This window comes from Microbulbifer maximicatervae (SeqCode) (assembly GCF_052467955.1).
Map to the genome: position 1 here is coordinate 159,411 of NZ_CP174329.1, position 23,773 is coordinate 183,183.

The following is a 23,773-nucleotide window of genomic DNA, read 5'->3' on the forward strand; positions in this document are numbered from 1 at the left end:
TCTCAACTTTTACCGGCATCAGGAATACACCCGGGAGCCCCATTTAGTGCAGCTTTGTTAATCCATCCTGCAATTCTTTCAAAAACTTCTCCCCGGTGATTTACACCATCCTTATCCGTCATATAGTGATCGTAACCGGGGTACTCCCAATAAGTCAGCTCACAACGTCCGGCTGATGCATAGGCATCTCGCGCTGCTCGGCCGGAACTGACCGGGGCAGATTTATCTTCTGTACCCTGGATCAATAATACGGGGGCATGGCTGTTCAATAAATCGTTGACCGGTACCCGATCGACGACATCGGCCCACCAACGCATAGAGTTTCCACCCCAGACTTCCGCGCTTTCTGGGTTAGCTCGGGCATAGGCGAGTTTGGCATCTACCTCTTTAGCTACGTGGGGCGGAACCAAACTCTTTAGCACTTGAGCAAAGGACTCCCCCAACCCAGTTGAAAAGACCACTGCCGCATCGGGATTTAGCCTCGGCGCCAGTCGTGCAACAAGATCACCACCCTCGGAACCGCCGAACAAAACCAGTTTGCCATTCCACCAATCAGCCCCGCGCAGTTCGCTGACAATCTGCTCTACATCTACCGCACGCTGCTCAACTGTATGGTTAGCTATATACTCTTTTGAACAATCTTTAAATTGCTCTTCCGGGCTGTCAGAGTGAGTTACACCATATTTTTCTACCATTAAAACAGCATATTCTGCCGCCAACTCTTTAGCCTGTTGGATAGTAGTATTTTTAACAGCAGGCAGGCAGCCAGACCCCTGGGCTATCAAAAACAAGCCATATTTCCCTTTAGCCGATGGTTGCTCTAAAGACCAGTAAAGCGCTGACCCATCTGGGCGTTTACTGACTTTAAGTAGAGGTTCGGCGGATACGCCGATATGCAAAGCCGCTAGCAGAAAACCAGTTGCCGTTATAAAGGCCGATTTAAGAAAACCCATAGCGAGAACTCCCTGCCCTCACCTGAAATTAATGGTGGGGCTATATTTGCTTGGTTATTGTCGAAGAGGGGGTGGACCTCATATTCACCCCCTCTCCGAACCCAAGAAAAAGTAATGGTTCCCGAGCTAACTGAAGCTAATCACATCAAGATTTTTTCCAATCATCGCCACTTAAGCGATAAAGGCAGTGCCGCTGCAGATGGCTTTCGCTGGGGACCAGTGGATGTTCAAAGACGAGAGAATCCCGCCGCATACCCAGCCGCTCCATCACCCGCTGGGAACGAAGGTTTTGTAGTGCAGTAAAGGAAACGACTTCGCTGAGATTCAGGGTATTAAAAGCTACATCCAAAGATGCTTGTGCAGCTTCACTGGCATAGCCTTTTCCCCAGTGGGGAAAGGCCAAGCGCCAGCCAATCTCTACCGCTGGAGTGAAAGGCAAATCTTCGGTCACATTTTTCATACCGACAAATCCGAGAAACTCGTTGGTATCTCTCAGCTCCAAGGCCCAAAAGCCCCAGCCGTATTCCTCAATATGCGCGATACTGCGATCCACACCGGCATCACTCTGCTGTCGCGTCAGCAATGAAGGGAAGAACTCCATCACCCTTGGGTCGGCATTCATTTCGGCGAATACAGGCTTATCTTCCGCTCGCCACTGGCGCAGCTGTAAGCGTTCGGTCGTGGGTTGTATTAATTCAGGCATGAAATATTCGCGCTATTCAATATTTTGTTTCTGCTGAAATTCTACAGACGGTGCGACCATAAAATCGCACTGATCCAGCCATTTTCGCTGCTCTGGATAAGCCGCTTCCTCAAAACCCAATTTCTGGTAGAGAGTCCGTGCCGCTAGATTAGTACGCAGGACAAATAAAGAGCACTCGATTGCATCCAGGGCTCTGGCTCCTGTTTGTGCAAGCTGTACTACCAGCGCACGCCCTAATCCGGCTCCGCGATGATTGGGGGAGACAATTAAGCGACTTAGGTGGCAGCGGCCCAGGTGTTGGTAATACTGCCCAAAAGCCAGCACATCACCGCTGCTATCCTGAAGTGCGTAGCTGGGCAACTCCGGCCAACGACAATCCTCCAAGAAGGACCTCCCCTCGAACGGAAACCTGAAATCGGGACCACCCCACTGTTGGCACTGCTCCCTATTAGGTAGCCAGGACATCAATGTTGGGAATTGCCACTCTTCCATTCGCTTCAGTCTCAAGTTCTCCACGGCAATTCTCCTTAAAGTTACTTGCGACTCTTTGCCAGCCATCGATCTAACTGATCGGCAAAAGCTTTGCGGTCCGCCTGGCTAAGGGCCGGTGGTCCGCCGGTATGCACACCGCTGGAGCGCAGGGTATCCATAAAGTCCCGCATATTCAGGCGCGCGCGGATATTGGCTTTGGTATAGCGCTCCCCACGGGGATTAAGGGCTTCAGCACCCTTGTCGATCACCTCTGCTGCCAGTGGGATATCGCTGGTAATAATCAGGTCCCCCGCCTCGCAGCGCTGCACTATCTCGTTATCCGCCACATCAAAACCCGCTGTCACTTGCACGGAGCGAATATAGCGCGACGGCGGCACCCGCACCGCTTGGTTGGCCACCAAAGTCAGTTCTGTGGCTGTGCGCTCAGCGGCGCGAAACAGGATTTCCTTGATGGCGACCGGGCAGGCGTCGGCATCGACCCAGAGTTTTGTCATGGCTATACAACCTTTTCGAGCGTATCGGGCGGTGCGCCCTCATCGCATTTCTTGCAATTGAGCTGGAAACCCAGCATAGACTCGCGCCCTTGTTCAGTGATCACCCAGGGCCGGTTGGTCCAGGGAGGATTGTGGCGTACATGTTGGAAGTGGCCACAGGCGAACTCCGCCACCCAGTGATTCTCTTCATCCAGGTGGTAGCCGGCGATGGGTTGTTGCATGGGGTTACACAAGCAGGGAATAAGGCGCAGTTATAGCCAATCCCAAGGGCAAAGTATACGTGTGGCCGGTGGTTCGCACTGGTACTGGGATGATTCGAGCCAAGACTGCTAGAATCTCCCGCTTTTCCGCGACGCGAAGATGCAGCCCCATCTATGACCCAGCTCAATCCCCGCCAATCCGAAGCCGTGAAGTATGTCGATGGCCCCTGCCTGGTACTGGCCGGTGCCGGCTCCGGCAAGACCAGCGTAATCACCCGCAAGATCGCCTACCTGATCGAGCAGTGTGGCTACGCCGCGCGCAATATCGCCGCCCTCACCTTCACCAACAAGGCGGCACGGGAGATGAAAGAGCGGGTCAGCAAACTGCTGGCAGGCCCGGATGGCAAGCGGTCCAAGGCGAGTCACGGTCTCACTGTATCCACCTTTCACAACCTTGGGCTGAATATCCTGCGTAAGGAATACCGCGCCGCCGGCTTTAAGCCCGGTTTCTCCATCTTCGATGCGGAAGACGCCCGCGCCCTGATCAAGGAGCTGATGCTCAGGGATGGCGACCTGGATACAGACCTGTTGGATCGGGTACAGAACCAGATCTCCAACTGGAAGAACGATATGCTCACCCCGCGCCGCGCCCTTGAGCAGGCACAGAGCCCCGGTGAGCAGGCCATCGCGGTTGCCTACGATCGCTACTGTGAAGCCCTCAAAGCCTACAATGCCGTCGACTTCGACGACCTGATCCTGCTGCCGGTACAGTTGTTCGACAAAGATCCAGAGTTGCTGCAACGCTGGCGCAAAAAGATTCGTTACCTGCTGGTGGACGAATATCAGGACACCAACAACTCCCAGTACCTGCTGGTGAAGCTGCTAGTGGGCGGGCGCGGCGGCCTCACAGTGGTGGGAGACGATGACCAGTCTATCTACGCCTGGCGCGGCGCGCGCCCGGAGAACATGAGTGCGCTGAAGACCGACTTCCCCAACCTTCGCCTGATCAAACTGGAGCAGAACTACCGCTCCACCAGCCGCATTCTCAAAGTGGCCAACCACCTGATCGCCCACAATCCTCACGAATTCGACAAAGCATTATGGTCCGATCGCGGCCTGGGTGAGGAGATCCGCGTTCTCAAGGTGGCTAATGAAAATGAGGAAGCGGAGCGGGTCGCCAACGAGATATTTCTGCAGAAGAGCCGTCGCGGCTGCAAGTTTATGGATTTTGCCGTGCTCTATCGCGGCAACCACCAGGCGCGCCTGATCGAAATGAAACTGCAGGAACACCAGGTTCCCTACCAGATGTCCGGCGGTACTTCCTTCTTCGCCCGCGCTGAAATCAAGGACGTGATGGCCTACCTGCGCCTGTTGGTGAATCCGGATGATGACAACGCATTCCTGCGCATCATCAATACCCCGCGTCGCCAAATAGGTACCAGCAGCCTGGAGGCCCTGGGCAACTACGCAAAGGGCCGCGAGATTTCCATGTTCAAAGCCTGCTCGGAATTGGGCTTTAAGGAGCATATCAACGAGCAGGGCTACGAACGCCTGAATCGCTTTGCCCTGTGGCTCGAAGGGGTACAGCGCAACTGTCGCGATACCACTGCCAATGGCGCCCTGCGCGAGATGCTGGAAGATATCGACTACGCCGGCTGGCTATCGCAAAACGCCAGCAGCGAGAAAGTGGCCGAGAAGCGCATGGAGAATGTGTATTGGCTGTTGGAAAGCCTCAACAAAATTATGGAGGGCACCGACGACGAGCTGGAGCAGGATATTCGCCTGGAACAGGCCATCTCCAAACTGATCCTGCGGGATATGCTGGAGCGCCAGGAAGAAGAGGAAGCCACCGATAAGGTCAGCCTGATGACCCTACACGCCGCCAAGGGCCTGGAATTCCCCCACGTATTTATGATCGGTATGGAAGAGAACTTACTTCCCCACCGCAACAGTATTGAAGACGACAATATCGAAGAGGAGCGCCGCCTCACTTACGTAGGCATTACCCGCGCCCAGCGCACCCTTACCATGACCCTGGCGGGCAAGCGCAAACAGTTCGGCGAAACCCAGGACACCACACCCAGCCGCTTTATTGACGAATTGCCGGAAGAAGATGTGTTGTTGGAAGGATTTGGTAAAGCGACGCCGGAGCAGAATCAGGCGAAGGGAGAGGAAACTTTGGGGTCTTTGTTGAGTATGTTTGATTAACCTCTTATTGATTAAATATTTTCAAATATCTGTACCAGCTAAGCAGATATCCAAAATAAAAAAGGCCGCTCAATGAGCGGCCTTTTTTCAATAGGAAACAGCTTACTTACTGTTATCCACCATGTAATTCACAGCAGCTTTAATCTCGTCATCGCTACAATCCATACACAGGCCTTTGGCCGGCATGGCATTAATACCATTGATGGCATTGTTATAGAGAGTATCCATGCCCTTAGCGATACGCGGTGCCCAAGCTGCGGCATCACCGAATTTTGGCGCACCTGCAACACCCATTGCGTGACAGGTCTGGCAGCTTGCGTTGTAGATATCCTGACCACTGCGAGCAGCGCCGCCGCTAGCACCTTCAGGTGCTGCCGCTACTGCCGCCGCACACTCTTTACCTTTCATGCAGGTTTCACCTGCCGGAGCAATTCGCTCTGCGATTTCTTCATTAACAGACTGCTGGGCCACTGCCGTAGCCGCACTGACGGCCAATGCCGCCACAATACCCAAAATACGCTTCATCATATTCCCCCAAAAGGACCGAAGTGAGTTGGCCCACAAACGTTCAAAATATCGTCGCAAACTCCTACGCCGCGCATTATAAGCACTGCATCGCCACCTGCCAAAGACTATATAAGCCAACAGAATGTCCTTTAACCCGCCCCCCAGCTTCTGTATAATCCGCCTCCCATTGGCACTGATAGCCAATTAAACCGCCCGTAGCTCAGCTGGATAGAGCGTCGCCCTCCGGAGGCGAAGGTCAGAGGTTCGAATCCTCTCGGGCGGGCCATATACAAAAAAAAGCCCGCTTATGCGGGCTTTTTTTGTATATGGCTAACTCCCAGGGTTTTGTTCGAACTCAGGTTCGACTCGAAGGCAGCAAAGCTGCCGTAGAGCAGCGAGCCCAAAGGGCGAAGCTAATCCTCACGCACACCACCCGCTTATGCGGGCTTTTTTGTATATGGTTAACTCCCGGGTTTTGTTCGAGCTCAGGTTCGACTCGGAGGCAGCAAAGCTGCCGTAGAGCAGCGAGCCCAAAGGGCGAAGCTAATCCTTCCGCACACCACCCGCTTATGCGGGCTTTCTTGTATATGGCTAACTCCCAGGGTTTTGTTCGAACTCAGGTTCGACTCGGAGGCGACAAAGCTGCCGTAGAGCAGCGAGCCCAAAGGGCGAAGCTAATCCTCCAGCACACTATCCGCCCGCTTATGAGAGTTTTTTAATATATAGCTAACCCTCTATCACAATATTCTATGCAGTGGATCCTATATATATTCACGTACCTCAGAATCTACTTGAACACAGATTCAACTTGGAAGTAACTCAGCGGCTAAAGATTCGCCTACCCACAGGGAGAAACGACCTACTTAAAACACAACCGTAAATATTTTCTCTTTATATTATTACTGAGGAGGAATCGGTCATCTCTATACAATGAGAAAAGGAACCTTATCAAATTAAAGAGGTTTCATAGCTGGCTTAGTCCTTAAGTTAGCCTCATACTTAGATTTATATAAAGCAACAATTTTGTAAATCAGAGAGGAGCATTATGCATCGGAAAGTAAAATTCGGTCGCACTATGCCTTTAAGCGAGTTCAAAACTAATCCAAGTGCCGCATTACACGAAGCAGAAGGTGACGCCATAGCGGTGACTTCAGATAATAAAGTCCAGTTTTATGCTGTACCCAGTCAACTGTTTGAAGACATGACTGAGTTCTGTGAAGTCGCCCAGCGTGGAACCATGGAAATGAAAGATTTACCTCCCCAAGCGACGGGAGATGCGATGGACATGGAAAAAGTGACTCGTAAAATGGCGAAGAAACTGAAAGATTCGAAGCCAAAAGATATAGGAGGTTTTGAGGAAGAGTAATGAATAAAGACTCAAGACATACCGAAGGTCGAAACCTAAATTTTCAATCTACTGAGTTCTCTGAAGAGATTATCGAGCCAAGTACTCGAAATTTCGAAATTCAAGAAAGTGAATTGAAGAAAATAGCACAGAAAACAACCCAGCACGCAAGGCTACGTCAACCTAAAAAGGATACTGGCTGGTGAAAGAAATTAGAGTCTTCACCCATACTTGGTTACGCGAGTCCATGGATGAACAAAAGAGAAAGGCACTAGTTGCGGAGTTTAAATCATATAAAGGGGAGGAAGGGATGCTTCCCCGTTCCTTTGGCCGTGATGTACCTTATGATCGCACATTTAGGCGCTCTTCCTTAGAACTGATGCATCTCCATTATAAAGAGCAAGGCTTTCCCGTGAGACTATTACAGTACCGCCGTACTAGTGGTTATGTTCTGGCCTACTGCCCTGGTTTTATGGAACCGGATACTTATCTCCTTATTGGGATAATAAAGCATTTTGATCCAAGAAAACCTGAAGAAGTAATAAATACAGATAGAGACAATAATTTGATGGCAAAACTAGAGGATATTGCTGAAAATTTTCGAGAACAGTATTAGAAATTATTCAGTCTAATTACTTTACATAGCTTGGAACCTATTACGCAATACCATTTACTACTGCCAATTGAATTTCATCAGGAAATGATATATCCCATAATTACTTAATATTTAAAATAATTATGGGATGCTTAGCTTTACCTCTTTCAAGATCAGCCTCAACTGTTCAAGCAGCTTAACTTCACTCTGTATATTTACTCAACCCAACGGCACTCTCAAAGGCTCAATCACCACCTGCTCCCCAGCCTCTACACTACCACTCTCTCGCGCTAAAACGATAAAGCAGTTAGCAGCAGCCAGACCGGAAAGAATATGGCTCCCCTGGGTACCAACCGGTTCTACTACCAATACCCCGTTTTCATCACTGCGATATACACCCCGCTGGAAATCGGTTCGGCCGGGCTTTTTCTTCAGGGGTTTTAACAGTTTCGCCTGTAAGGTCTGCGGGCCAGTCCACTGATCGCCTTTCATCACACTCAGGGCGGGCACGGCCAGCTGGTAGAAAGTTACCAGGGCGGAAACCGGGTTACCGGGTAGGCCGAAGAAGGGCGTTCCCTGTAGGAAACCAAAGGCAAAAGGTTTACCGGGCTTCATCGCCACTTTCCAGAAGCCGATCTCTCCCAGTTCTTCCAACACTTCACGGGTGTAATCCGCTTCGCCAACGGAGACTCCACCGGAGGTAATAATGGCATCGGCCTCTTCGGAAGCACGTTGCAAGGCATCGGTAATGGCCTGTTTGTTATCGGGCAATATACCCAAATCCAAAACGTCCAAGTCCAGCTGTTCCAGGGCGGATAACAGGGCAATGCGGTTGCTATCGTAGATATCGCCCTTACCCAGGGCTTCGCCAGGCTGGCGCAATTCATCGCCGGTGGAGAAAAGTGCGATTACCGGTTTGCGCACTACAGTCACTGTGCCCACACCGGCAGCAGCGAGCAGGGCAATATGTGGAACGCTGATGCGCTCTCCGGCCTTGAGCAGGCTGGCTCCTTCAGCCACATCTTCACCGCAGCGGCGAACATGGTCGCCAGCGCGAACTTCACAATTTATTCGTATCGACTCCCCCTGGGCATCGACATTTTCCTGCATCACTACCGTATCTGCACCGGCGGGCACTGCGGCTCCTGTCATAATGCGCACGCAAGTGCCGGGGTTCACCACACCGTCAAAAGGTGCTCCGGCGAATGATTTGCCAATCAGCTCCAGCGGCAAGCCACTGGCCAGGTCTTCAAAGCGCAGGGCGTAACCATCCATTGCGGAGTTGTCGCAGGGCGGTAGGTTTACTGTGGAGATAACATCCTCAGCCAATACCCGACCGGCAGCTTGTGCCAGGGGCAAAGTCTCAGTGCCACTGATTGGGCTCAGTGCCTCAAGAAGTTTTTCGCGGGCGCTTTCGATGGGCATCAGGCCCGGTTGGCTACAGCAGTCGATAGTGGGCATGGACAATATCTCTTACTTCATTCCTTTGTAGTTGGGAAAAATCAGTGGCTGCGGTTTTGCGATTCCGGTCGCTTTTGATTAACCATCCACACAGCGGCTTCCACCCGGGAGCGCATGCCCAACTTTTTCAATAAGTGTTTAACGTGAACCTTTACAGTGGCATCACTGATATCCAATTCACGGGCGATTAACTTGTTACTGAGGCCATCGGCGATCAATTGCAAGATTTGGTATTCGCGACTGGTGAGCGTTGACAGGGTATCCGCACCGGAATTGTCCGGCTTGCGCAGGGCGGAGGCGAGGATCTCGGTAAGGCGCTGGCTGATAGCGAGCTTGCCGTGAGTGGCCTGGATAACCTGGTCGAGAATATCTTCCGGTTCCATATCCTTGAGCAGGTAACCATCGGCACCGGCGCGAATACAGGAAACTACGTCCGCGTTGTTATCGGAAACGGTGAGTATCACGATGCGAGAGGCTACATCGGCTGCACGCATTGCCCGAAGGGTATCCAGCCCGTCCATACCGCGCATATTCAGGTCCAACAGAATAAGGTCCGGCTCGTGCTGTTTGGCCAGCTCCAGCGCTTCCTCCCCGCTACTGGCCTCGGCTACTAACTCCAAGCTGGGCTCCATAGCAAACAATTGCTTGAGACCTTTACGAAATAGAGGATGGTCATCAACCATCATTACCGTGGCAGAAGAAGTCATGGGGTGTCCTGCTTCATTGCTGTAAGTTGTACTAATTCTGAACAGTGACTTTAACACAGGGCTCAGTGCCTGCGCTTACCCCCAAAGGGGTAGCTATTACGCGCGGGGGCAAAGGGGTTACTTACTGTTGGTAATTGAGCAGGGATACACCCCAGCCCATAGTGGCTGGACGAATCATTTCGAGGAGGAGTGGCCGCCGTGTCTGACATCTACGAGTGGGCCCCAGAGGACAGCAAATTCTGGCAGTCCAAGGGCAAAAAAATCGCAAACCGGAATTTGTGGATATCCATTCCCAGTTTGCTGTGCGGCTTCGCCGTGTGGCTCTACTGGGGCATTATTACCGTTCAAATGCTCAACCTTGGCTTCCCCATTGCCAAAGCCGATCTGTTTACCCTGATGGCAATTGCCGGCCTCACCGGTGCTACCCTTCGAATACCCAGTAGTTTCTTTATTCGATTGTTCGGTGGACGCAACACCATTGTCTTTACCACGGCCCTATTGATGATCCCTGCCCTAGGCACGGGTATCGCCTTGCAAAATCCTGAGACCCCATTGTGGGTATTCCAGCTGCTGGCTCTGCTGTCTGGTATTGGCGGTGGTAACTTCGCCTCTTCCATGTCCAATATCAGCTTCTTTTTCCCCAAGGAAAAACAAGGGTTGGCACTTGGCCTGAATGCGGGCTTGGGTAACTTCGGTGTTACCACCATGCAGATCCTGGTACCGCTGTTTATGACCTTCGGTGCTTTCGGCGCTGCTGGCGGCGATCCCATGACCCTGGTGAGCAGCTCTGGCTCTCTGATTGGTAAAGTACCAGCCGGTTCTGAAGCGTGGATTCAAAATGCCGGTTTTGTATGGCTGCTGTTCCTGGTTCCACTGGCCTTTGTCGGCTGGTTCGGTATGAACAACCTGCGCACCGACGAAGTAACCCCGGATGTGGGCAGCTCTATCGGCGCGATGTTGAAGATGACCATGATGTTGGGAATCGGCCTCTTCACCGCAATCACAGGTCTGTGGCTGTTGCTTCCCGAAGCGGCCAACGGTTCAGGCTGGGGGGTGCCCAAGGAAATCGTTCTGGTACTGGTAATCGCCGCTACTGTGTTCGGCTTGAAGCTGCTGCCCGGTGAGATCAAAACCAGCTTGCAGCGTCAGTACCGTATCTTCAACAACAAGCACACCTGGGTGATGAGTGTCATTTACACCATGACCTTCGGCAGCTTTATCGGTTTCGCAGCGGCCTTCCCCCTGGCTATCAAGGTGATCTTCGGATACAGCCACGTGATGGTGGATGGGGTTATGACTCACGATACCATCAACAATAACGGCCCCAGCGCCCTGATGTACGCCTGGATGGGTCCATTTATCGGCGCCCTGATTCGCCCGGTAGGTGGTTGGATCTCCGACCGCATCGGCGGAGCCCTGGTTACCCAAATCTGTGCTGCAATCATGGTGGGTAGTGCCCTGGGTGTGGCTTACTACATGAAGGCCGCCTACGGCTCAGCCACTCCGGAAGAGTTCTTCCTGCCCTTCTTCCTGCTGTTCCTGGTGCTGTTCGCCGCTACCGGTATCGGCAATGGCTCTACCTTCCGCACCATCGCCATGGTATTCCCGAAAGAACAGGCAGGCCCGGTATTGGGATGGACCTCAGCAGTTGCCGCCTACGGTGCCTTCTATATTCCCAAAGTCTTCGGCGAGCAGATCAAAGCCACCACCCCGGAGTACGCTTTGGCAGGCATTGCTATCTTCTACGCGGTTTGCCTGGTGGTTAACTACTGGTTCTACCTGCGCAAAAACGGTGAATTCTACAATCCATAATTTGGTCTCACGGGCGGGAAACCGCTTTTGCGGGGAGGTTTAACCTCCCCTTTTTTATTTCACCTGAACCAATATCGGCGTTATATCCGAACCTTCAAGCAGGCTGGAAATCAGCTGTCTATCGATATCCCTGCGATAGTAGATCGTCACTTCATCCAAGTCTTCAACGGTCGGCATCGTCGGGCATAGATACCTGGCAATATCCATACACATCTGCTCATAAAAATCTAAATCGTGCAACTTATCCAGATAGATATGGCCCCCTGCGATATCCTCAGCACTAATCGTATAGTTGTAACCTACCGGCGGCTGAAAATAGTAGGCCTGCACAGTAATAGACTCATCTGCATTTTCAGTGACTTCGTATTGGACAGGTCTGCCGCAGATACTCTGTTGGTACCCAACAAGATCCTCCGCAACTGAGGCAAGACTGTCATCCGTCTCAATGGTGCTCTCAATTTCACTGTAGGCTTGATGGATAGCTTCAAAGCAGCTCAAGCAGGACATAACACCCGCTTCTTGCAGCTCTGGCAGCAGTTCTGTCGCCATATCTTCAAGCAATTTCAGCAGCTTTTCTGCCGAGATAGAGTCGCGAAAATAGTAAGAACCTTCTCTCTCAAGCGCCGACTGGAAGATTTTTAGCTTGCGCTCCGGGCAATAGAAATCGAGGTGGTAGAGAGGCTGTTCTGAATCGGATGTTTGGTTATTCAGCTCTACCTTGCCCAAATACGGAATAAAGAAGGTAAAGGACCAATACTCCGGGCAGTGTATAAATCGCCGGCAGTGCTCTTCGATATAACCGGGCAAATGTTGAAGATCGAAGAAATTGGCCAGATGGTAGTTACCACCCTGGTATTCCGCTATGGAGTCATAGTTATAAAACGGGTGCTCGCCGTGGAAATCTATCTTAACGCTCTGCCCACTGGCTGCGCGGCAAGCCAGATGAAAGTACAAGGCATCGTCTTTGTAAGTAGAGTGGATAACGATAGCGTCGCCCTTTCGGCGAAGCTGATAGCGGAAAGCATTGATCCGGTAGGGCTCACAATCCTCAAGTAGCTCGGCAATTTCCAGCTCACCCGATTCCAGGCGGCTTACTCGATAGTTGTGCCCGCCTTCTTCTATGCAGCGAGTAAGTACCGGGTGTAGTTCCTCAATGGTCACAGCTTTCGCTAAAGGTAAGCCCTCGACCTGTGCTTTTTCCCGGTAAAACTTATCACCCTCGTTAAAGAGGGAAATTCCCAACAGAACGCCCATAGGAGCACCACTCAGTTAGCTGGTGTTCAAACTTAGCAAAAAAATTGCTGGGGTTTTAGGGATCGAAGAAATGCACTTTCAGAAATTGCCCTGGAACTACTTACAAACCGGCAAGACTACCGGCCTTAAACTGGGCAAAGTAGGTAGTGCCTTCACGCAATTCCAGGCGCTCGCAGGAGAGACGGGAAATATCTGCGTAGAACACCTGATCAGCAGCGGCTAACTGTAAACGAATGCGGCCATCGGTAAGGTTCTGCTTAGCAACTAAAGTTACCGGCAGGCAATTGAGGATACTGGACAGGCCCGGCTTCTCTACACTGAGGCTGATATCTCCAGCTTCCAGCAGAAAAGCGGCGGTATCGCCTCTGCGATAATGGCCCGCCACCCTATCAGCAAAGATGGAAATCCCCCCTAAATCCAAAGTCAGCAGACCATCGTTTAGGGATTCCACTCGCGCTTCAATCCGGCTGCGGCAGCTATCCCCTACGCCGTGGCTATCCAGGCGCTGGGCAATTTCAGGTAAAGAAAGTGGTGCGGACAAATTGGCAGAATCCATCCATAAACAGCGCTGGGCCAGTAGCTGGATTTCATCAAAGTCGTGACTGGTCCAGATTACCAGCGCCGGATATCGAGCCCAGAAATCCCGCAGGGTCGGCAATAGGCGCCGCAGTACCTGGGCGCGGTCAACCGCTGAAAGCGGCTCATCAAATAATTGCAGCGGCGCATTGTTAAAAAGCTGACGCAATACAGCCACACGCTGGGCTTCTCCGCCAGACAATAGCTCTACCGGCTGATGGAGTAGCGGATCAATACCAAAAGCCTTTAGCAGGCGATCACACTCTTCCTCGGGCAGTGGCCTGCGGCTGTAACGGCAGGCCAGTGCCAGGTTATCTGCCACCGACTGGCCGGCAAACAGGCGGCTATCCTGAAAGCCCAAAGAAAGCGTTCTTTTGTGGGTAGCCAGGGCGCGGCGTCCGCGCTGCCAAACCGTATTGGTAAAAGTGATATTGCCACGGCAATGGCGTTGGCCCGCCAAAGCAGCCAGTAATGTGCTCTTGCCGCTGCCGGAGGGGCCGGTAAGGCCAAAAATCCCAGTGGCTGGCAGCTCTAATTGCCAGGGAGTCGCAGCGTTAAGCGGAGTCACCAGCCCTGAAACACTCAGTCCGCTGGAATCAGAAGTGGTAGACGCAGTACCGACAAGGGGTAAGGTGATTTCCATTAGCCCAGCACCCCCATTACCGGTTTAGCCTGCTCGTTGTTTGATCCGCGCGGAGCCAAACTATGTCCCAGCCAACGGGCAGCGAGTAGCAGTACCGTAGTAATTCCCATCAACATCAAAGCCAGCCGGTGCGCCGCACCGTATTCCATCGCCTCCACATGTTGGTAAAGAGCGATAGAAACCACCTGGGTCTCACCGGGAATAGCGCCACCAATCATCAGCACTACCCCGAACTCACCCAGGGTATGGGCAAACGTTAAAGCGCAGGCACTCACAATAGCGGCGCGACTCGCCGGCAAAAGAACTTGTAATAGCGCCGCCCAGGGCGGTATACCCAGCGCTGCGGCAGCCTGGGTCAGGCGCTGACCATTGGCATTAAACGCGGCCAATAGCGGCTGTACCATAAACGGCAGGGAATAAATCACTGACGCAAACACCAGGCCGGTAAAGGAAAATACCAAAGGGCCATCAAAAAGTTGTGACAACCACTGCCCAGGGGCGTAGTTAGGGGAAAATAAAAGCAGTAAATAAAAGCCCAACACCGTGGGTGGCAGTACCAGCGGCAGGGTAATTAATACCTCGATACCGTGGCGCCAGCGGCTCTGCCATTGACTCAATTTCCAGGCCAGGGGCACGCCGATAATAAACAGGAGTAAGGTAGTTAAGCCGGCCAATTTCAAAGTTAGCCACAGGGCCTGCCAGTCGGCAGCGGCGATATTCATAAGCCACTCCCTCCATCTCTACTTCGATCTTGAGTTGGCAAAACACCGTAACCCAAGTGCTGTAGTTGCGCCTGCACTTCCCCTGAACGCAAATAGTTAGCGAGGGACTGTGCCTCTTTAGGTCGGCGACTCTGGGTGGGAATCAGCAGCTGCTGTTCAATGGGTTTGTACAAATGCTGCGGCAGCAACCAGTAGTTATCGCGGCCGGCTGCTTGCATCTGGCTGGCGGCGACAAAGCCCAGCTGCGCATTGCCGGAATCCAGCATTAAATAGGCTTGGCCAGCATTGTGGGCCCGGGCTAATTGAGTTTGTTTTTTCTTCCACAAGTCCAGGCTTTGCAACGCTTGCCGGGCGGCACTGCCGAAGGGCGCTACTTTCGGATCGGCTAATACAATTTTATCGGGCCAGGTTTGCAGTAACCGCTCAATATTCGATTCCGATTTTGGGTGCCAGAGAGCCAGTAAACCCAGGGCGTAAGTCTGGCGACTGTTGGCCAGTGCCCCACCCTGCTTTTCCAACAGTTCGGGGCGCTCGCGATCGGCAGACAGGAATAAATCGAAGGGCGCGCGGTGCGCTATTTGTTGGTAGAGCACCCCGGAGCTGCCGCTACTGATCTGCACCACACAGGCATGGCGACGCTCAAATTCTGGTAGTACCTCTTCCAGTGCCGGGCGGAAGCTGGCCGCTACCGCCACCCGCAAGGTGCAGTTATCCGCATTAACCGGCAGCGCGATGGCCACCAGTAAAGCGGATAGCAGCAGGCTCAGCCGGCGGACCACTTTTCCATCTCCGCAGCATCACTGGCCCGGGCTTCGACCCAGCGCTCTGAAGGCTTACCGGACTCATCCTCAACCGCTTCGCGCTTCCAGAAAGGCGCCTCAGTTTTGAGGCGATCCATGATGTATTGGCAGGCGGCAAAGGCAGCCTGGCGGTGGGGGCTGGTAACGCCGACAAAAACAATCTCATCGTTGATCTGCATGGGGCCAACACGGTGGACGATAGTCACACGACCCAGGGACCAGCGATCGCGGGCATCATTGATAATCCGTTGCAGGCTTTTTTCGGTCATGCCCGGATAGTGTTCCAGGGCCAGGCCGCAGACATCACTACCGGCATTGAAGTCCCGCACCGAACCCACAAACAGGGCGCAGGCACCATCACCACTGTTGCCTTGCAGCGCAGTATATTCAGCCGCTACGTCGAGGGGCGTTTCACAGACTTCAATACGATCAACGGCTTTCATATTGGCACCACTAACCGCCGGTAACCGGCGGGAAAAATGCAACTTCATCCCCAGCCTTCACCTGGGCTCCGGTTTCTGCCAGCTCCTGGTTCAGGGCCATACGAATATCGTCTCTTTGCAGATGCGGGCTCCAATCCGGGTGCTGTTCGCATAGGGTTTTGCGCAACTCGCTGAGACTGCCGGAAAAATCCTTCAGGGTAATCTCGCCCATGCCCAATTGCTGGCGCAGACGCGCGAAAAACAGAACCTTTACCATCGCTTTACACCTCTGAAATTTTTACGCCTTGTCCGCAGCATCGCCGCGCCAGTGGCCGCGCTTACCGCCGGTTTTTTGCAGCAGGCGGGTCGGGCCGATTTCCATCGCCGGGTCCACAGCTTTGCACATATCGTAAATAGTCAGCGCCGCTACCGAAGCTGCGGTTAACGCTTCCATCTCTACCCCAGTGCGCCCGGCCAGGCGGCAGAAAGCGGTGATATGCACACTGTGCTTTTCCGGCTGTAATTCGAAATCCACCGCTACTTTGGTCAACGCCAGCGGATGGCACAGGGGAATTAAATCTGAGGTTTTCTTCGCGGCCTGGATGCCGGCGATACGAGCTACAGAGAGCACGTCGCCTTTTTTGTGCGCCCCTTGGCTCAGCAGTGCAAAAGCCTCTGCACTCATACAGATGCTGCTCTCGGCCAGGGCACTGCGGTCAGTGATGTCCTTCTCGGTAACATCCACCATGCTGGCTTCGCCGCGCTGGTTTAAGTGGGTTAACTGGCTCACAAATTACCCCCGGCTCTCGCAGGGTGCGCTGGCAAAGCGCACATGGGGGATAAAGTTGCAGGGCTTGTGGCGGGCATCCAACTGCTCCAGCAATATGCCTTCCCAAGCTGTGCGGCAGGCTCCGGTGGAACCGGGCATACAGCATATCAGTGTGCGGTTAGCGAGGCCGGCGAGCGCGCGGGATTGCACGGTGGAGCTACCGATATCCCCCAGGGAAATATGGCGGAACAGCTCGCCAAAGCCGTCGACGGTTTTATCGAACAACGGGCTCAGGGCCTCCGGCGTGGAGTCGCGATCGGTAAAACCGGTACCGCCGGTCACCAATACCACCTGCACTTTGGGATCGGCAATCCAGGCGGAGACCACCGCGCGCATCTGGTAAACATCGTCCGGGGTAATGCGCTTATCTGCGAGCTGATGGCCGGCAGTTTTGAGGGCTTCCACCAGGTACTGGCCAGAGGTATCAGTCTGCTCGTTGCGGGTATCGGATACGGTAAGTACCGCGATATTGAGCGGTACAAATTCTTTGCTAGCGTGTGCGGACATAATCAGTGGTCTCTCAAAAAACTGTTTTCTGGAGTTTTATCCGGCGTACTCAAGCCGAGATAATCTGCCGGCGTATTGATATTGCGATGCCAATCGCCAGCACTTTTTATGGGTATGGATTTGGCCCCCAGGTGACGCAGCAGTGCGCCGACAGAATTGCGCGCACTGCCCTCAACGGCACGGCGCAAATAATCCAGGCAATCGCCATTTAAAGGCAGCCACAGGGGAAAAAAGAAGTTTTCAAAATAACAGGGCCGGCCACTTGCCTGCCCCTCCGCCAATAACTCTGCGAGGTGCTCTCGCCCGAGCAAGGGCATATCTACCGGGATTACCAGGGTCGCATCGGCACCGGTTGCCAGGGCTACCGAATAAAGGCCGCCCAGTGGGCCACGCTCTGGCACCAGGTCTTCAATCGCTCCGGGACGGGCGCCGCTGGTGACGACTTTTTCCAGCGGAAGCTCACTCAACAATGCCTCAGCATGCTGCAAGAAATTGCCCTGTTGAGGGTGGGCCAGCAATGCCTTATCACGGCCCATCCGGCTGGAGCGGCCGCCGGCCAGCACCACGCCGATTGTCGATTCACTAACAAGAGCCCTGGCCATAACCCTAGCCCCCCAGCATCGCCAGGTTGCGGGTAGCGCCGGTAAAACCTTCGTGCAGCTGGTGGCCTGCGGTCTTATCCACAATCAACTCGCGGATATGGGCCGCCAGCGCCTCGCTATCGCCATCGGCGATGATTTCGCGCATATCAAAGCCCTGGTCCGCAAACAGGCATAGGTGCAACTTGCCCTGGGCTGATACCCGCAGGCGGTTGCAGCTTGCACAGAAGTCTTTACCGTAAGGGGTAATCAGGCCGATACGACCGGCGTAATCCGGGTGGAAATACTCCCGCGCCGGACCGGCATCGCGGGTGCGGATCACCTGCTCCCAGCCTTCCCGCAGCAACAGGGTTTCTATATCGCCACCGGAGACATGGTTGCTGGCGAAGAACTCGCGGTTATCGCCGGTGCGCATCAATTCAATAAAGCGCAGAGTCACCGGAGTCTCGCGAATCCAGGCGAGGAAGTTATCCAGCTCGGCCAGGTTGTACTGACGCATCAGCACTGCATTGACCTTGGTATCGATACCCAAGGCCAAGGCGCGATCCAGGCCTGCTAAGGCTTTATCCAGGCGATTGTGGCCGGTGATATGGTGGAATTGAGCCGGGTCGAGGCTGTCGATACTGACATTCACCTGATCCAAACCCGCGCGGTGCCAGTCGTCTATCTGACTGGGCAGGCGGTAACCATTGGTAGTGATGGCTAAGCGGCGAATCTTATCGCTAGCGCGCACGGCTTCGAGCAGCGGCACCAGGTCTTTGCGCAGGGAGGGCTCTCCGCCAGTAAGGCGTACCTTTTCCGTACCCAGTGAAGCGAAAGCGCGCACTAATGTGCCCACCTCAGCGACTGAGAGAGGATTTTCCCCTTCCAGGGAACGTCCGCAACCGATGCCCTCGGGCAGGCAGTAGTTGCAGCGGTAGTTGCAGATGTCCGTCACGGACAGGCGCAGGTAGTAAAACCTACGGCCAAAATTGTCTTGTAACATTAAACGCCTTTCCAATGTCGGGAGGCCGCGCAGTTTCCCGCTAGACCCTGGTGGCCGGTACGGCCACGGTCCCGGCACCTTGCAACGTCAATAAAAAACGACGCGGTTTAGGTAGCGGGACTCGGTGTTTAAACTGATGTCAGTGTATCAAGCTGGTTAATTTATGCTTGGGGCAAAGGTGGTACTCCCTTGGTGCTCGAACTGATGCTCCTCGGGGAGACATCAAAACGTGGAGCTTCAGTCGATTAAAATTTATAAATTATAAAAACAGGTTCAAGGTGCGGGGAAAACCCCGGCCGAAGCCGGGGGCCTCGCTAAGGAGTTCTTTCAGCCGCTTAGAAATTAGCGGTTACCATGATCCAAAGCTTGTCGGTATCAGTGCTGTACTCATCAGCACGATAAGTTGCGTACTTAACGAGTGCAGAAATGTCGTCGGTGATTTTGTGCCCGTAGCTCAGGTTCCACTCATCACCGTAACTAACGGAGCCCTCAGCTGCTTCAAAGTTGTGATAGGTCAAACCCAGCTTGCCGCCGGCCACTTTCATAGAACCGCCAACATACAGATCTTCGACACCGTCAGCGGGGGTTCCCAGGAATTTATCAGTGAAGCCCTGGAACTTGTGCAAGGTTGCCAGCGGGGTTTTAAAACCAACGTCATTGTCGGAACCCAAAACTTCATAACCGAGTTTTGCCGCAACTGGACCCAGATCAGCGCCAAGCTCTGCCAGGTAATAATTAGCACTATAGTCATACTGGTTGTCACCAATATCTGACTGGTGCGCATAACTCAGGTTAGCTTTTACCGGACCAAATTTACCTTTGTAATCTACCCCATACGTGCGGCTGGCATTATCGGTGAGATCTTCCAGATCCAGATTGTAAACAAAAGCGCTGATTTTATGGTTTTCAGCTACTGGATAAATCGCGTGCAGCAATTGGATATCGCCGCCCATATCGGAACCAGCACTGTCTTCACCGAAAATACGGTTAACGTTGTAGACGTAGCTATAATCCAACTGGAAGCTATCGGCACTGCCGTACTGATAACGAACACCATCGTAGGTCTGCTCGTTTTGTCTCCAGCCAACACCGCCAACAAATCGCTGTCCATCCAGATTTATACGCTGGCGACCGGCGGTAATTATGGAGCTCCCACCGCTATAGCGAATATAGGCCTGGTTAATTTCAGTTCCTTCCGGATCAGCCACTACCGGGTATTCGCCTTCACCATTAACGGTGGAGTTGTAGCTGTCATTGCCAACTGCCGTAACATCATCCATTTCCAGGAAGCTGGTAAAGCCACGGTAGCTGCCACTGCGCCAGTTGAGGCGGGTTCTTAAAGTGGATGCAACTGCTTCATCATCAATACCATCCTGATCAACAGTCTCTACGCGGTAACGCAGATTCAATCCGACTTCACCGGATTTCAACGCATCCACCAGAGTGGCATTTTCACTTTCCTGCGCAGCGGCCTGCAATGCGACAGAGCTGCAGGCCCCCAACAGTAAAGCACCGAGAATTTTTGGAAATTTGGAAACGGTCATGACGCTTTTCCTTTGCAACAACGGAGTGAACAGTGACAAATTACAATTTTTCAGACTCGACTGAAACCATAGTTTTTTTCCTGCTTAATTAATCTTTACTCCCTAGCCTTTACTCAGGCGTAATCCCTTATTGGTAGTGGGCACTACCTATCCGGCAAAGCCTCGGTTTCACTGGTTTCCTCAAGCAGGAAATTATTTTGCTGTGCGTACTGTAAACGCTGCATATAATTTTCTCTTTGAATCGCTAAATACATAACCAGCATGCAAATCGCGAGAACACCGTAGAGCAGCATAAAGGCAGCACTGTGAATACCCACTAAATCCTGTGCAATACCAAACAGGACTGGCAGGGTAAAACCTCCCAAAGCACCAATCGTGGCCACCGCGCCACCAACACTTCCCATATGTGCGGGGAAATTATCGTGCAGTGCTTTGTATACAGAAGCTCGTCCGAATCCCTGAGCGATACCAATAACCAGTAGCAGTAAAGTGAACAATTCAATACCCACTTCAATATTTAAATGCACATCCCGTTCCACCCCGTGAATGGTCATACTGGTGGGCGGGTAACTGAGGAAGAAAAGGCACACCAGGCAGGTCCAGAAAACACTCCAATTGACGGTGCGCGCACCGTAGCGATCGGCAAACCACCCCCCCAAAGCGCGCAGTGAACTGGAAAGAGCCACAAACAACAGGGTTAGAGCCATTGCCACCGGCGTACTGACTTGGTACACCGACAGATAGTAATTCGGCAACCACAATAAAAGTGCGAGAAAACTGCCAAAAACAAAGTAATAGTAGAGCCCATAACGCCAAACCCGGATTTGCGTTAACGGCTTTAAATGACTGCGCAGATCCGGTTTTCCCCGGCTGCGCATATAGCGGGTTTCCTCTGGTGCAAAAAATTCGAATAAAACCATCATCAGGATAATCCCGGCTCCGTAAACCGGCCCTATCCACTCGCGGCCAAACCAATTTTGAATGGCAGGAGCCAATGCCAGGGTAATTGCAGCTCCGGCATTTCCTGCACCAAAAATGCCCATCGCAGTACCCTGCCGCCCTCTTTCGAACCACGGGCTGATATAGCGAATCCCCAAAACAAAAGACACCCCGGAAATACCCAACCACAGCCCCGCCAGCAAGTGGGCCCCATAGCTATCGATAAAGGGCAACAAAAAGAGCACCGGCAGTAACAACAGCATCTGCAATAAAATCAGCTTTTTCGCAGAAAAATATTCCACCAGAAATCCCGCCGGAAAACGCAACAGCGCCCCACTCAAAATCGGCGCAGCCAGTAGAACCCCGTATTCAGTTGCAGACAGATCCAACTGCCCGCGAATCTCTACCCCCAATACCGCGTAGAGCGTCCAAACAGAAAAGTTAGCGGCGAACATGGCCGAGGCAAATATCAGCGCGCGCCCGGCGAGTTGCTGTGTATATTGCACGGCAGGCATCTCCAAAATATTGGCTGTCGAAAATTAATTGCCACCCCGGTTATGCACCGCATTGAGCCCCCGCCCAAGAAAAGTGATCACAGAATTACAGCGGGAGCGAGAAATCTACAGAGGTAAGCTATTGGCAAGATGCACAAAAAATCGGCTAGCGACAACTACTCCCAAAAACCCTTTTTAATCATTATCAATTTCCGCCGACTACCCCCACTGGGGTAGAAACGCACTAAAAACCGCCCCTACCCACTCCGAGCTACTAACCCCAAGGGGTTACTCCCTTCCATATACAAATCGATTTCCCTTCCACTTACCCCTTTTGCGCGCTTTCCCTCTGGCGCTGCTCAAATACTATCGGTCATGACCCTATCCACCTCTAAAAATTTCTGAGAAGCCGGAGAAAATAGTCATGAGTCAATCCAGCGGCCTCAATTTATTTAATTGGGGCGATCCCAAAATAAAGACGCTGCACGTTACTTGGTTTGCGTTTTTCCTGACTTTCGTGGTGTGGTTCTCCCACGCTCCGCTGATGGTCTTTATCAAGGAAGCGTTCGACCTCACCAGCCAGCAAGTAAAAGCCCTGTTAATCCTCAACGTGGCACTCACCATCCCCGCCCGTATCATTATCGGTATGCTGGTGGATAAATTGGGGCCGCGCCTGGTGTACAGCGGGCTGCTGATGACCTCATCTTTAATCTGTTTGGGCTTCGCCACCGCAGACAGTTATGAATCCCTGGCCCTGTTCCGCTTCCTGCTGGGATTTGTGGGTGCCGGCTTTGTAATTGGTATCCGCATGGTGGGTGAATGGTTCCCAGCCAAACAAGTCGGCCTGGCAGAAGGTGTTTACGGCGGCTGGGGGAATTTCGGTTCTGCTGCCGGTGCCATGACCCTACCCACCATCGCCCTGCTGTTCGGCGGTGAAGACGGCTGGCGCTATGCCCTGGGCCTCACCGGCATCATCGCCGGCCTGTACGGCATCATCTACTACCGCGTTGCCCGCAACACTCCTAAAGGTTCCACTTACTTCAAACCGAAAAAGAGCGGCGGCTTGGAAGTGACCAGCAAGCGGGATTTCTACTTCTACCTGCTGATGAATGTGCCCATGTACCTGGCACTGGCAGCGCTGGCTTATAAACTGTCTCCCAGCGGCGTAGCCCTGCTGAGCCAGAATGCCACCTACGTGATGTGGGGCCTACTGGTAGCACTGTTCGCCTTCCAGACCCGCATGATTTGGAATGTAAACAAAGACCACTTGCGCGAAGGTGTGCCCGAGCTGGAGAAATACAACTTCAAGCAGGTAGCCATCCTCGACCTGGCCTACTTCGTCACCTTCGGCTCAGAGCTGGCCGTGGTTTCTATGCTGCCTCTGTTCTTCCTGGAAACCTTTGAAGGATTGAGCCCGGTGAAGGCCGGCCTGCTAGCCTCTGGCTTCGCCTTTATGAACCTGGTGGCTCGCCCAACCGGTGGATACTTCTCTGACAAACTGGGGCGCCGCCGCAGCCTGATGTTCCTGATCGGCGGCCTGGCAGTGGGTTACTTTGTACTGAGCCAGATCAACGGCGGCTGGTGGATTCCCGCTGCGGTAGTTGCCACCATGTGCTGCTCTTTCTTCGTGCAGGCCGGTGAGGGTGCCGTATTCGCCGTCGTACCCCTGGTGAAGCGTCGCATGACCGGGCAGATCGCCGGTATGGCCGGAGCCTACGGCAACGTGGGTGCGGTTACTTTCCTTACCGCCCTGTCTTATGTCAGCTACAGCCAGTTCTTCCTGATTATCTGCGGCGCAGCAGCGGTGATCTTCTTCGCCTGCCTGTTCCTGGAGGAGCCCAAAGGCAATATCGCCGAAGTGCTACCGGATGGCACAGTGCAGCTGATCAGCGTGGAGTGATCGGAAAGCTGTTATCAAGCAACAAACGCAAAGGAGGGCCAATGGCCCTTCTTTGTTTTTCGCCGTTGGTCTGAGGGGACGA

At 53.1% G+C, this 23,773-nt stretch carries 26 protein-coding genes, 1 tRNA gene and 1 riboswitch; of the genes, 7 read left to right on the top strand and 20 right to left on the bottom strand.

From position 1 onward, the window contains the following. Positions 1-2: 2 nt before the first annotated feature. The 5 genes from ACJJI5_RS00590 to ACJJI5_RS00610 all read right to left on the bottom strand — a co-directional run bounded on the left by ACJJI5_RS00590 (position 3) and on the right by ACJJI5_RS00610 (position 2,863). The gene (locus ACJJI5_RS00590) at positions 3-953 is read right to left on the bottom strand and encodes an alpha/beta hydrolase family protein (RefSeq protein WP_445355265.1); all 951 of its coding nucleotides are present in this window, start codon (positions 951-953) and stop codon (positions 3-5) included. Between the two features lie 145 nt (positions 954-1,098). Beyond that, entirely contained in the window at positions 1,099-1,656 is a 558-nt protein-coding gene (locus ACJJI5_RS00595) for a GNAT family N-acetyltransferase (protein ID WP_445355266.1), read from the bottom strand. Positions 1,657-1,668: 12 nt separating this feature from the next. Beyond that, complete coding sequence (locus ACJJI5_RS00600) at positions 1,669-2,172, bottom strand: GNAT family N-acetyltransferase (RefSeq protein WP_445355267.1); 504 nt, start codon at positions 2,170-2,172, stop codon at positions 1,669-1,671. A 17-nt stretch (positions 2,173-2,189) separates the two neighbouring features. Next, on the bottom strand, positions 2,190-2,642 hold the full coding sequence (locus tag ACJJI5_RS00605; RefSeq protein ID WP_152450565.1) for a YaiI/YqxD family protein: 453 nt from the start codon (positions 2,640-2,642) through the stop codon (positions 2,190-2,192). 2 nt (positions 2,643-2,644) lie between these two features. Beyond that, a complete protein-coding gene (locus ACJJI5_RS00610; RefSeq protein WP_445355268.1) occupies positions 2,645-2,863 on the bottom strand; it encodes a DUF3565 domain-containing protein in 219 nt (72 codons plus the stop codon). A 153-nt stretch (positions 2,864-3,016) separates the two neighbouring features. On the opposite strand from ACJJI5_RS00610, the gene rep reads away from it, so the two are divergent. Next, entirely contained in the window at positions 3,017-5,050 is a 2,034-nt protein-coding gene (gene rep, locus ACJJI5_RS00615) for a DNA helicase Rep (RefSeq protein ID WP_252084133.1), read from the top strand. Positions 5,051-5,152: 102 nt separating this feature from the next. Here rep and ACJJI5_RS00620 read toward each other — a convergent pair whose 3' ends face one another. Further along, complete coding sequence (locus tag ACJJI5_RS00620) at positions 5,153-5,575, bottom strand: c-type cytochrome (protein ID WP_444898270.1); 423 nt, start codon at positions 5,573-5,575, stop codon at positions 5,153-5,155. Positions 5,576-5,766: 191 nt separating this feature from the next. On the opposite strand from ACJJI5_RS00620, the gene ACJJI5_RS00625 reads away from it, so the two are divergent. The 4 genes from ACJJI5_RS00625 (at position 5,767) to ACJJI5_RS00640 (ending at position 7,518) form a co-directional block, all read left to right on the top strand. Next, a tRNA-Arg gene (locus tag ACJJI5_RS00625) sits at positions 5,767-5,843 on the top strand. Positions 5,844-6,602: 759 nt separating this feature from the next. Then, the gene (locus ACJJI5_RS00630; RefSeq protein ID WP_445355269.1) at positions 6,603-6,923 is read left to right on the top strand and encodes a hypothetical protein; all 321 of its coding nucleotides are present in this window, start codon (positions 6,603-6,605) and stop codon (positions 6,921-6,923) included. Further along, entirely contained in the window at positions 6,923-7,108 is a 186-nt protein-coding gene (locus ACJJI5_RS00635) for a hypothetical protein (RefSeq protein WP_444906666.1), read from the top strand. Before ACJJI5_RS00630 ends, ACJJI5_RS00635 begins: the two co-directional genes overlap by 1 nt. Continuing rightward, positions 7,105-7,518: a type II toxin-antitoxin system YafO family toxin gene (locus ACJJI5_RS00640; protein ID WP_444906667.1), complete on the top strand. Its 414-nt coding sequence runs from the start codon at positions 7,105-7,107 to the stop codon at positions 7,516-7,518. The genes ACJJI5_RS00635 and ACJJI5_RS00640 overlap by 4 nt, the downstream gene beginning before the upstream one ends. 198 nt (positions 7,519-7,716) lie before the next feature. Here the strand turns inward: ACJJI5_RS00640 and moeA are convergent, their stop codons facing one another. Next, on the bottom strand, positions 7,717-8,958 hold the full coding sequence (gene moeA / locus ACJJI5_RS00645) for a molybdopterin molybdotransferase MoeA (protein ID WP_445355270.1): 1,242 nt from the start codon (positions 8,956-8,958) through the stop codon (positions 7,717-7,719). Positions 8,959-8,999: 41 nt separating this feature from the next. Next, entirely contained in the window at positions 9,000-9,665 is a 666-nt protein-coding gene (gene narL / locus ACJJI5_RS00650) for a two-component system response regulator NarL (RefSeq protein WP_108731363.1), read from the bottom strand. Positions 9,666-9,863: 198 nt separating this feature from the next. Between narL and ACJJI5_RS00655 the strand changes: the two genes are divergently transcribed. Next, entirely contained in the window at positions 9,864-11,477 is a 1,614-nt protein-coding gene (locus ACJJI5_RS00655) for an MFS transporter (protein WP_444911918.1), read from the top strand. A 54-nt stretch (positions 11,478-11,531) separates the two neighbouring features. Here the strand turns inward: ACJJI5_RS00655 and ACJJI5_RS00660 are convergent, their stop codons facing one another. The 12 genes from ACJJI5_RS00660 to ACJJI5_RS00715 all read right to left on the bottom strand — a co-directional run bounded on the left by ACJJI5_RS00660 (position 11,532) and on the right by ACJJI5_RS00715 (position 21,803). Next, a complete protein-coding gene (locus ACJJI5_RS00660) occupies positions 11,532-12,731 on the bottom strand; it encodes a hypothetical protein (RefSeq protein ID WP_445355271.1) in 1,200 nt (399 codons plus the stop codon). A 100-nt stretch (positions 12,732-12,831) separates the two neighbouring features. Then, positions 12,832-13,950: an ATP-binding cassette domain-containing protein gene (locus ACJJI5_RS00665; RefSeq protein WP_445355272.1), complete on the bottom strand. Its 1,119-nt coding sequence runs from the start codon at positions 13,948-13,950 to the stop codon at positions 12,832-12,834. Further along, a complete protein-coding gene (gene modB / locus ACJJI5_RS00670) occupies positions 13,950-14,672 on the bottom strand; it encodes a molybdate ABC transporter permease subunit (RefSeq protein WP_445355273.1) in 723 nt (240 codons plus the stop codon). Before modB ends, ACJJI5_RS00665 begins: the two co-directional genes overlap by 1 nt. Beyond that, on the bottom strand, positions 14,669-15,451 hold the full coding sequence (modA, locus tag ACJJI5_RS00675) for a molybdate ABC transporter substrate-binding protein (RefSeq protein ID WP_445355274.1): 783 nt from the start codon (positions 15,449-15,451) through the stop codon (positions 14,669-14,671). The genes modB and modA overlap by 4 nt, the downstream gene beginning before the upstream one ends. After that, positions 15,436-15,915: a molybdopterin synthase catalytic subunit MoaE gene (gene moaE / locus ACJJI5_RS00680; RefSeq protein ID WP_445356340.1), complete on the bottom strand. Its 480-nt coding sequence runs from the start codon at positions 15,913-15,915 to the stop codon at positions 15,436-15,438. Before moaE ends, modA begins: the two co-directional genes overlap by 16 nt. 10 nt (positions 15,916-15,925) lie before the next feature. Further along, a complete protein-coding gene (moaD, locus tag ACJJI5_RS00685; protein ID WP_108731357.1) occupies positions 15,926-16,171 on the bottom strand; it encodes a molybdopterin converting factor subunit 1 in 246 nt (81 codons plus the stop codon). Positions 16,172-16,192: 21 nt separating this feature from the next. After that, the gene (gene moaC, locus ACJJI5_RS00690; RefSeq protein ID WP_282951931.1) at positions 16,193-16,684 is read right to left on the bottom strand and encodes a cyclic pyranopterin monophosphate synthase MoaC; all 492 of its coding nucleotides are present in this window, start codon (positions 16,682-16,684) and stop codon (positions 16,193-16,195) included. A 3-nt stretch (positions 16,685-16,687) separates the two neighbouring features. Continuing rightward, on the bottom strand, positions 16,688-17,230 hold the full coding sequence (moaB, locus tag ACJJI5_RS00695) for a molybdenum cofactor biosynthesis protein B (protein WP_108731355.1): 543 nt from the start codon (positions 17,228-17,230) through the stop codon (positions 16,688-16,690). Between the two features lie 2 nt (positions 17,231-17,232). Further along, the gene (gene mobA / locus ACJJI5_RS00700; RefSeq protein ID WP_444940260.1) at positions 17,233-17,832 is read right to left on the bottom strand and encodes a molybdenum cofactor guanylyltransferase; all 600 of its coding nucleotides are present in this window, start codon (positions 17,830-17,832) and stop codon (positions 17,233-17,235) included. Between the two features lie 4 nt (positions 17,833-17,836). Then, on the bottom strand, positions 17,837-18,814 hold the full coding sequence (moaA, locus tag ACJJI5_RS00705) for a GTP 3',8-cyclase MoaA (protein ID WP_020413725.1): 978 nt from the start codon (positions 18,812-18,814) through the stop codon (positions 17,837-17,839). Further along, positions 18,803-18,953, bottom strand: a riboswitch (molybdenum cofactor riboswitch). Its footprint overlaps the gene before it by 12 nt. A gap of 196 nt (positions 18,954-19,149) precedes the next feature. Further along, positions 19,150-20,358, bottom strand: coding sequence for an alginate export family protein (locus ACJJI5_RS00710; protein WP_445355275.1), 1,209 nt, complete (start codon positions 20,356-20,358; stop codon positions 19,150-19,152). 143 nt (positions 20,359-20,501) lie between these two features. Next, positions 20,502-21,803, bottom strand: a complete 1,302-nt coding sequence (locus ACJJI5_RS00715) for an MFS transporter (RefSeq protein WP_444895502.1) — start codon at positions 21,801-21,803, stop codon at positions 20,502-20,504. Between the two features lie 412 nt (positions 21,804-22,215). Between ACJJI5_RS00715 and ACJJI5_RS00720 the strand changes: the two genes are divergently transcribed. Beyond that, complete coding sequence (locus tag ACJJI5_RS00720; RefSeq protein ID WP_444926413.1) at positions 22,216-23,691, top strand: NarK family nitrate/nitrite MFS transporter; 1,476 nt, start codon at positions 22,216-22,218, stop codon at positions 23,689-23,691. Positions 23,692-23,773: the final 82 nt, after the last annotated feature.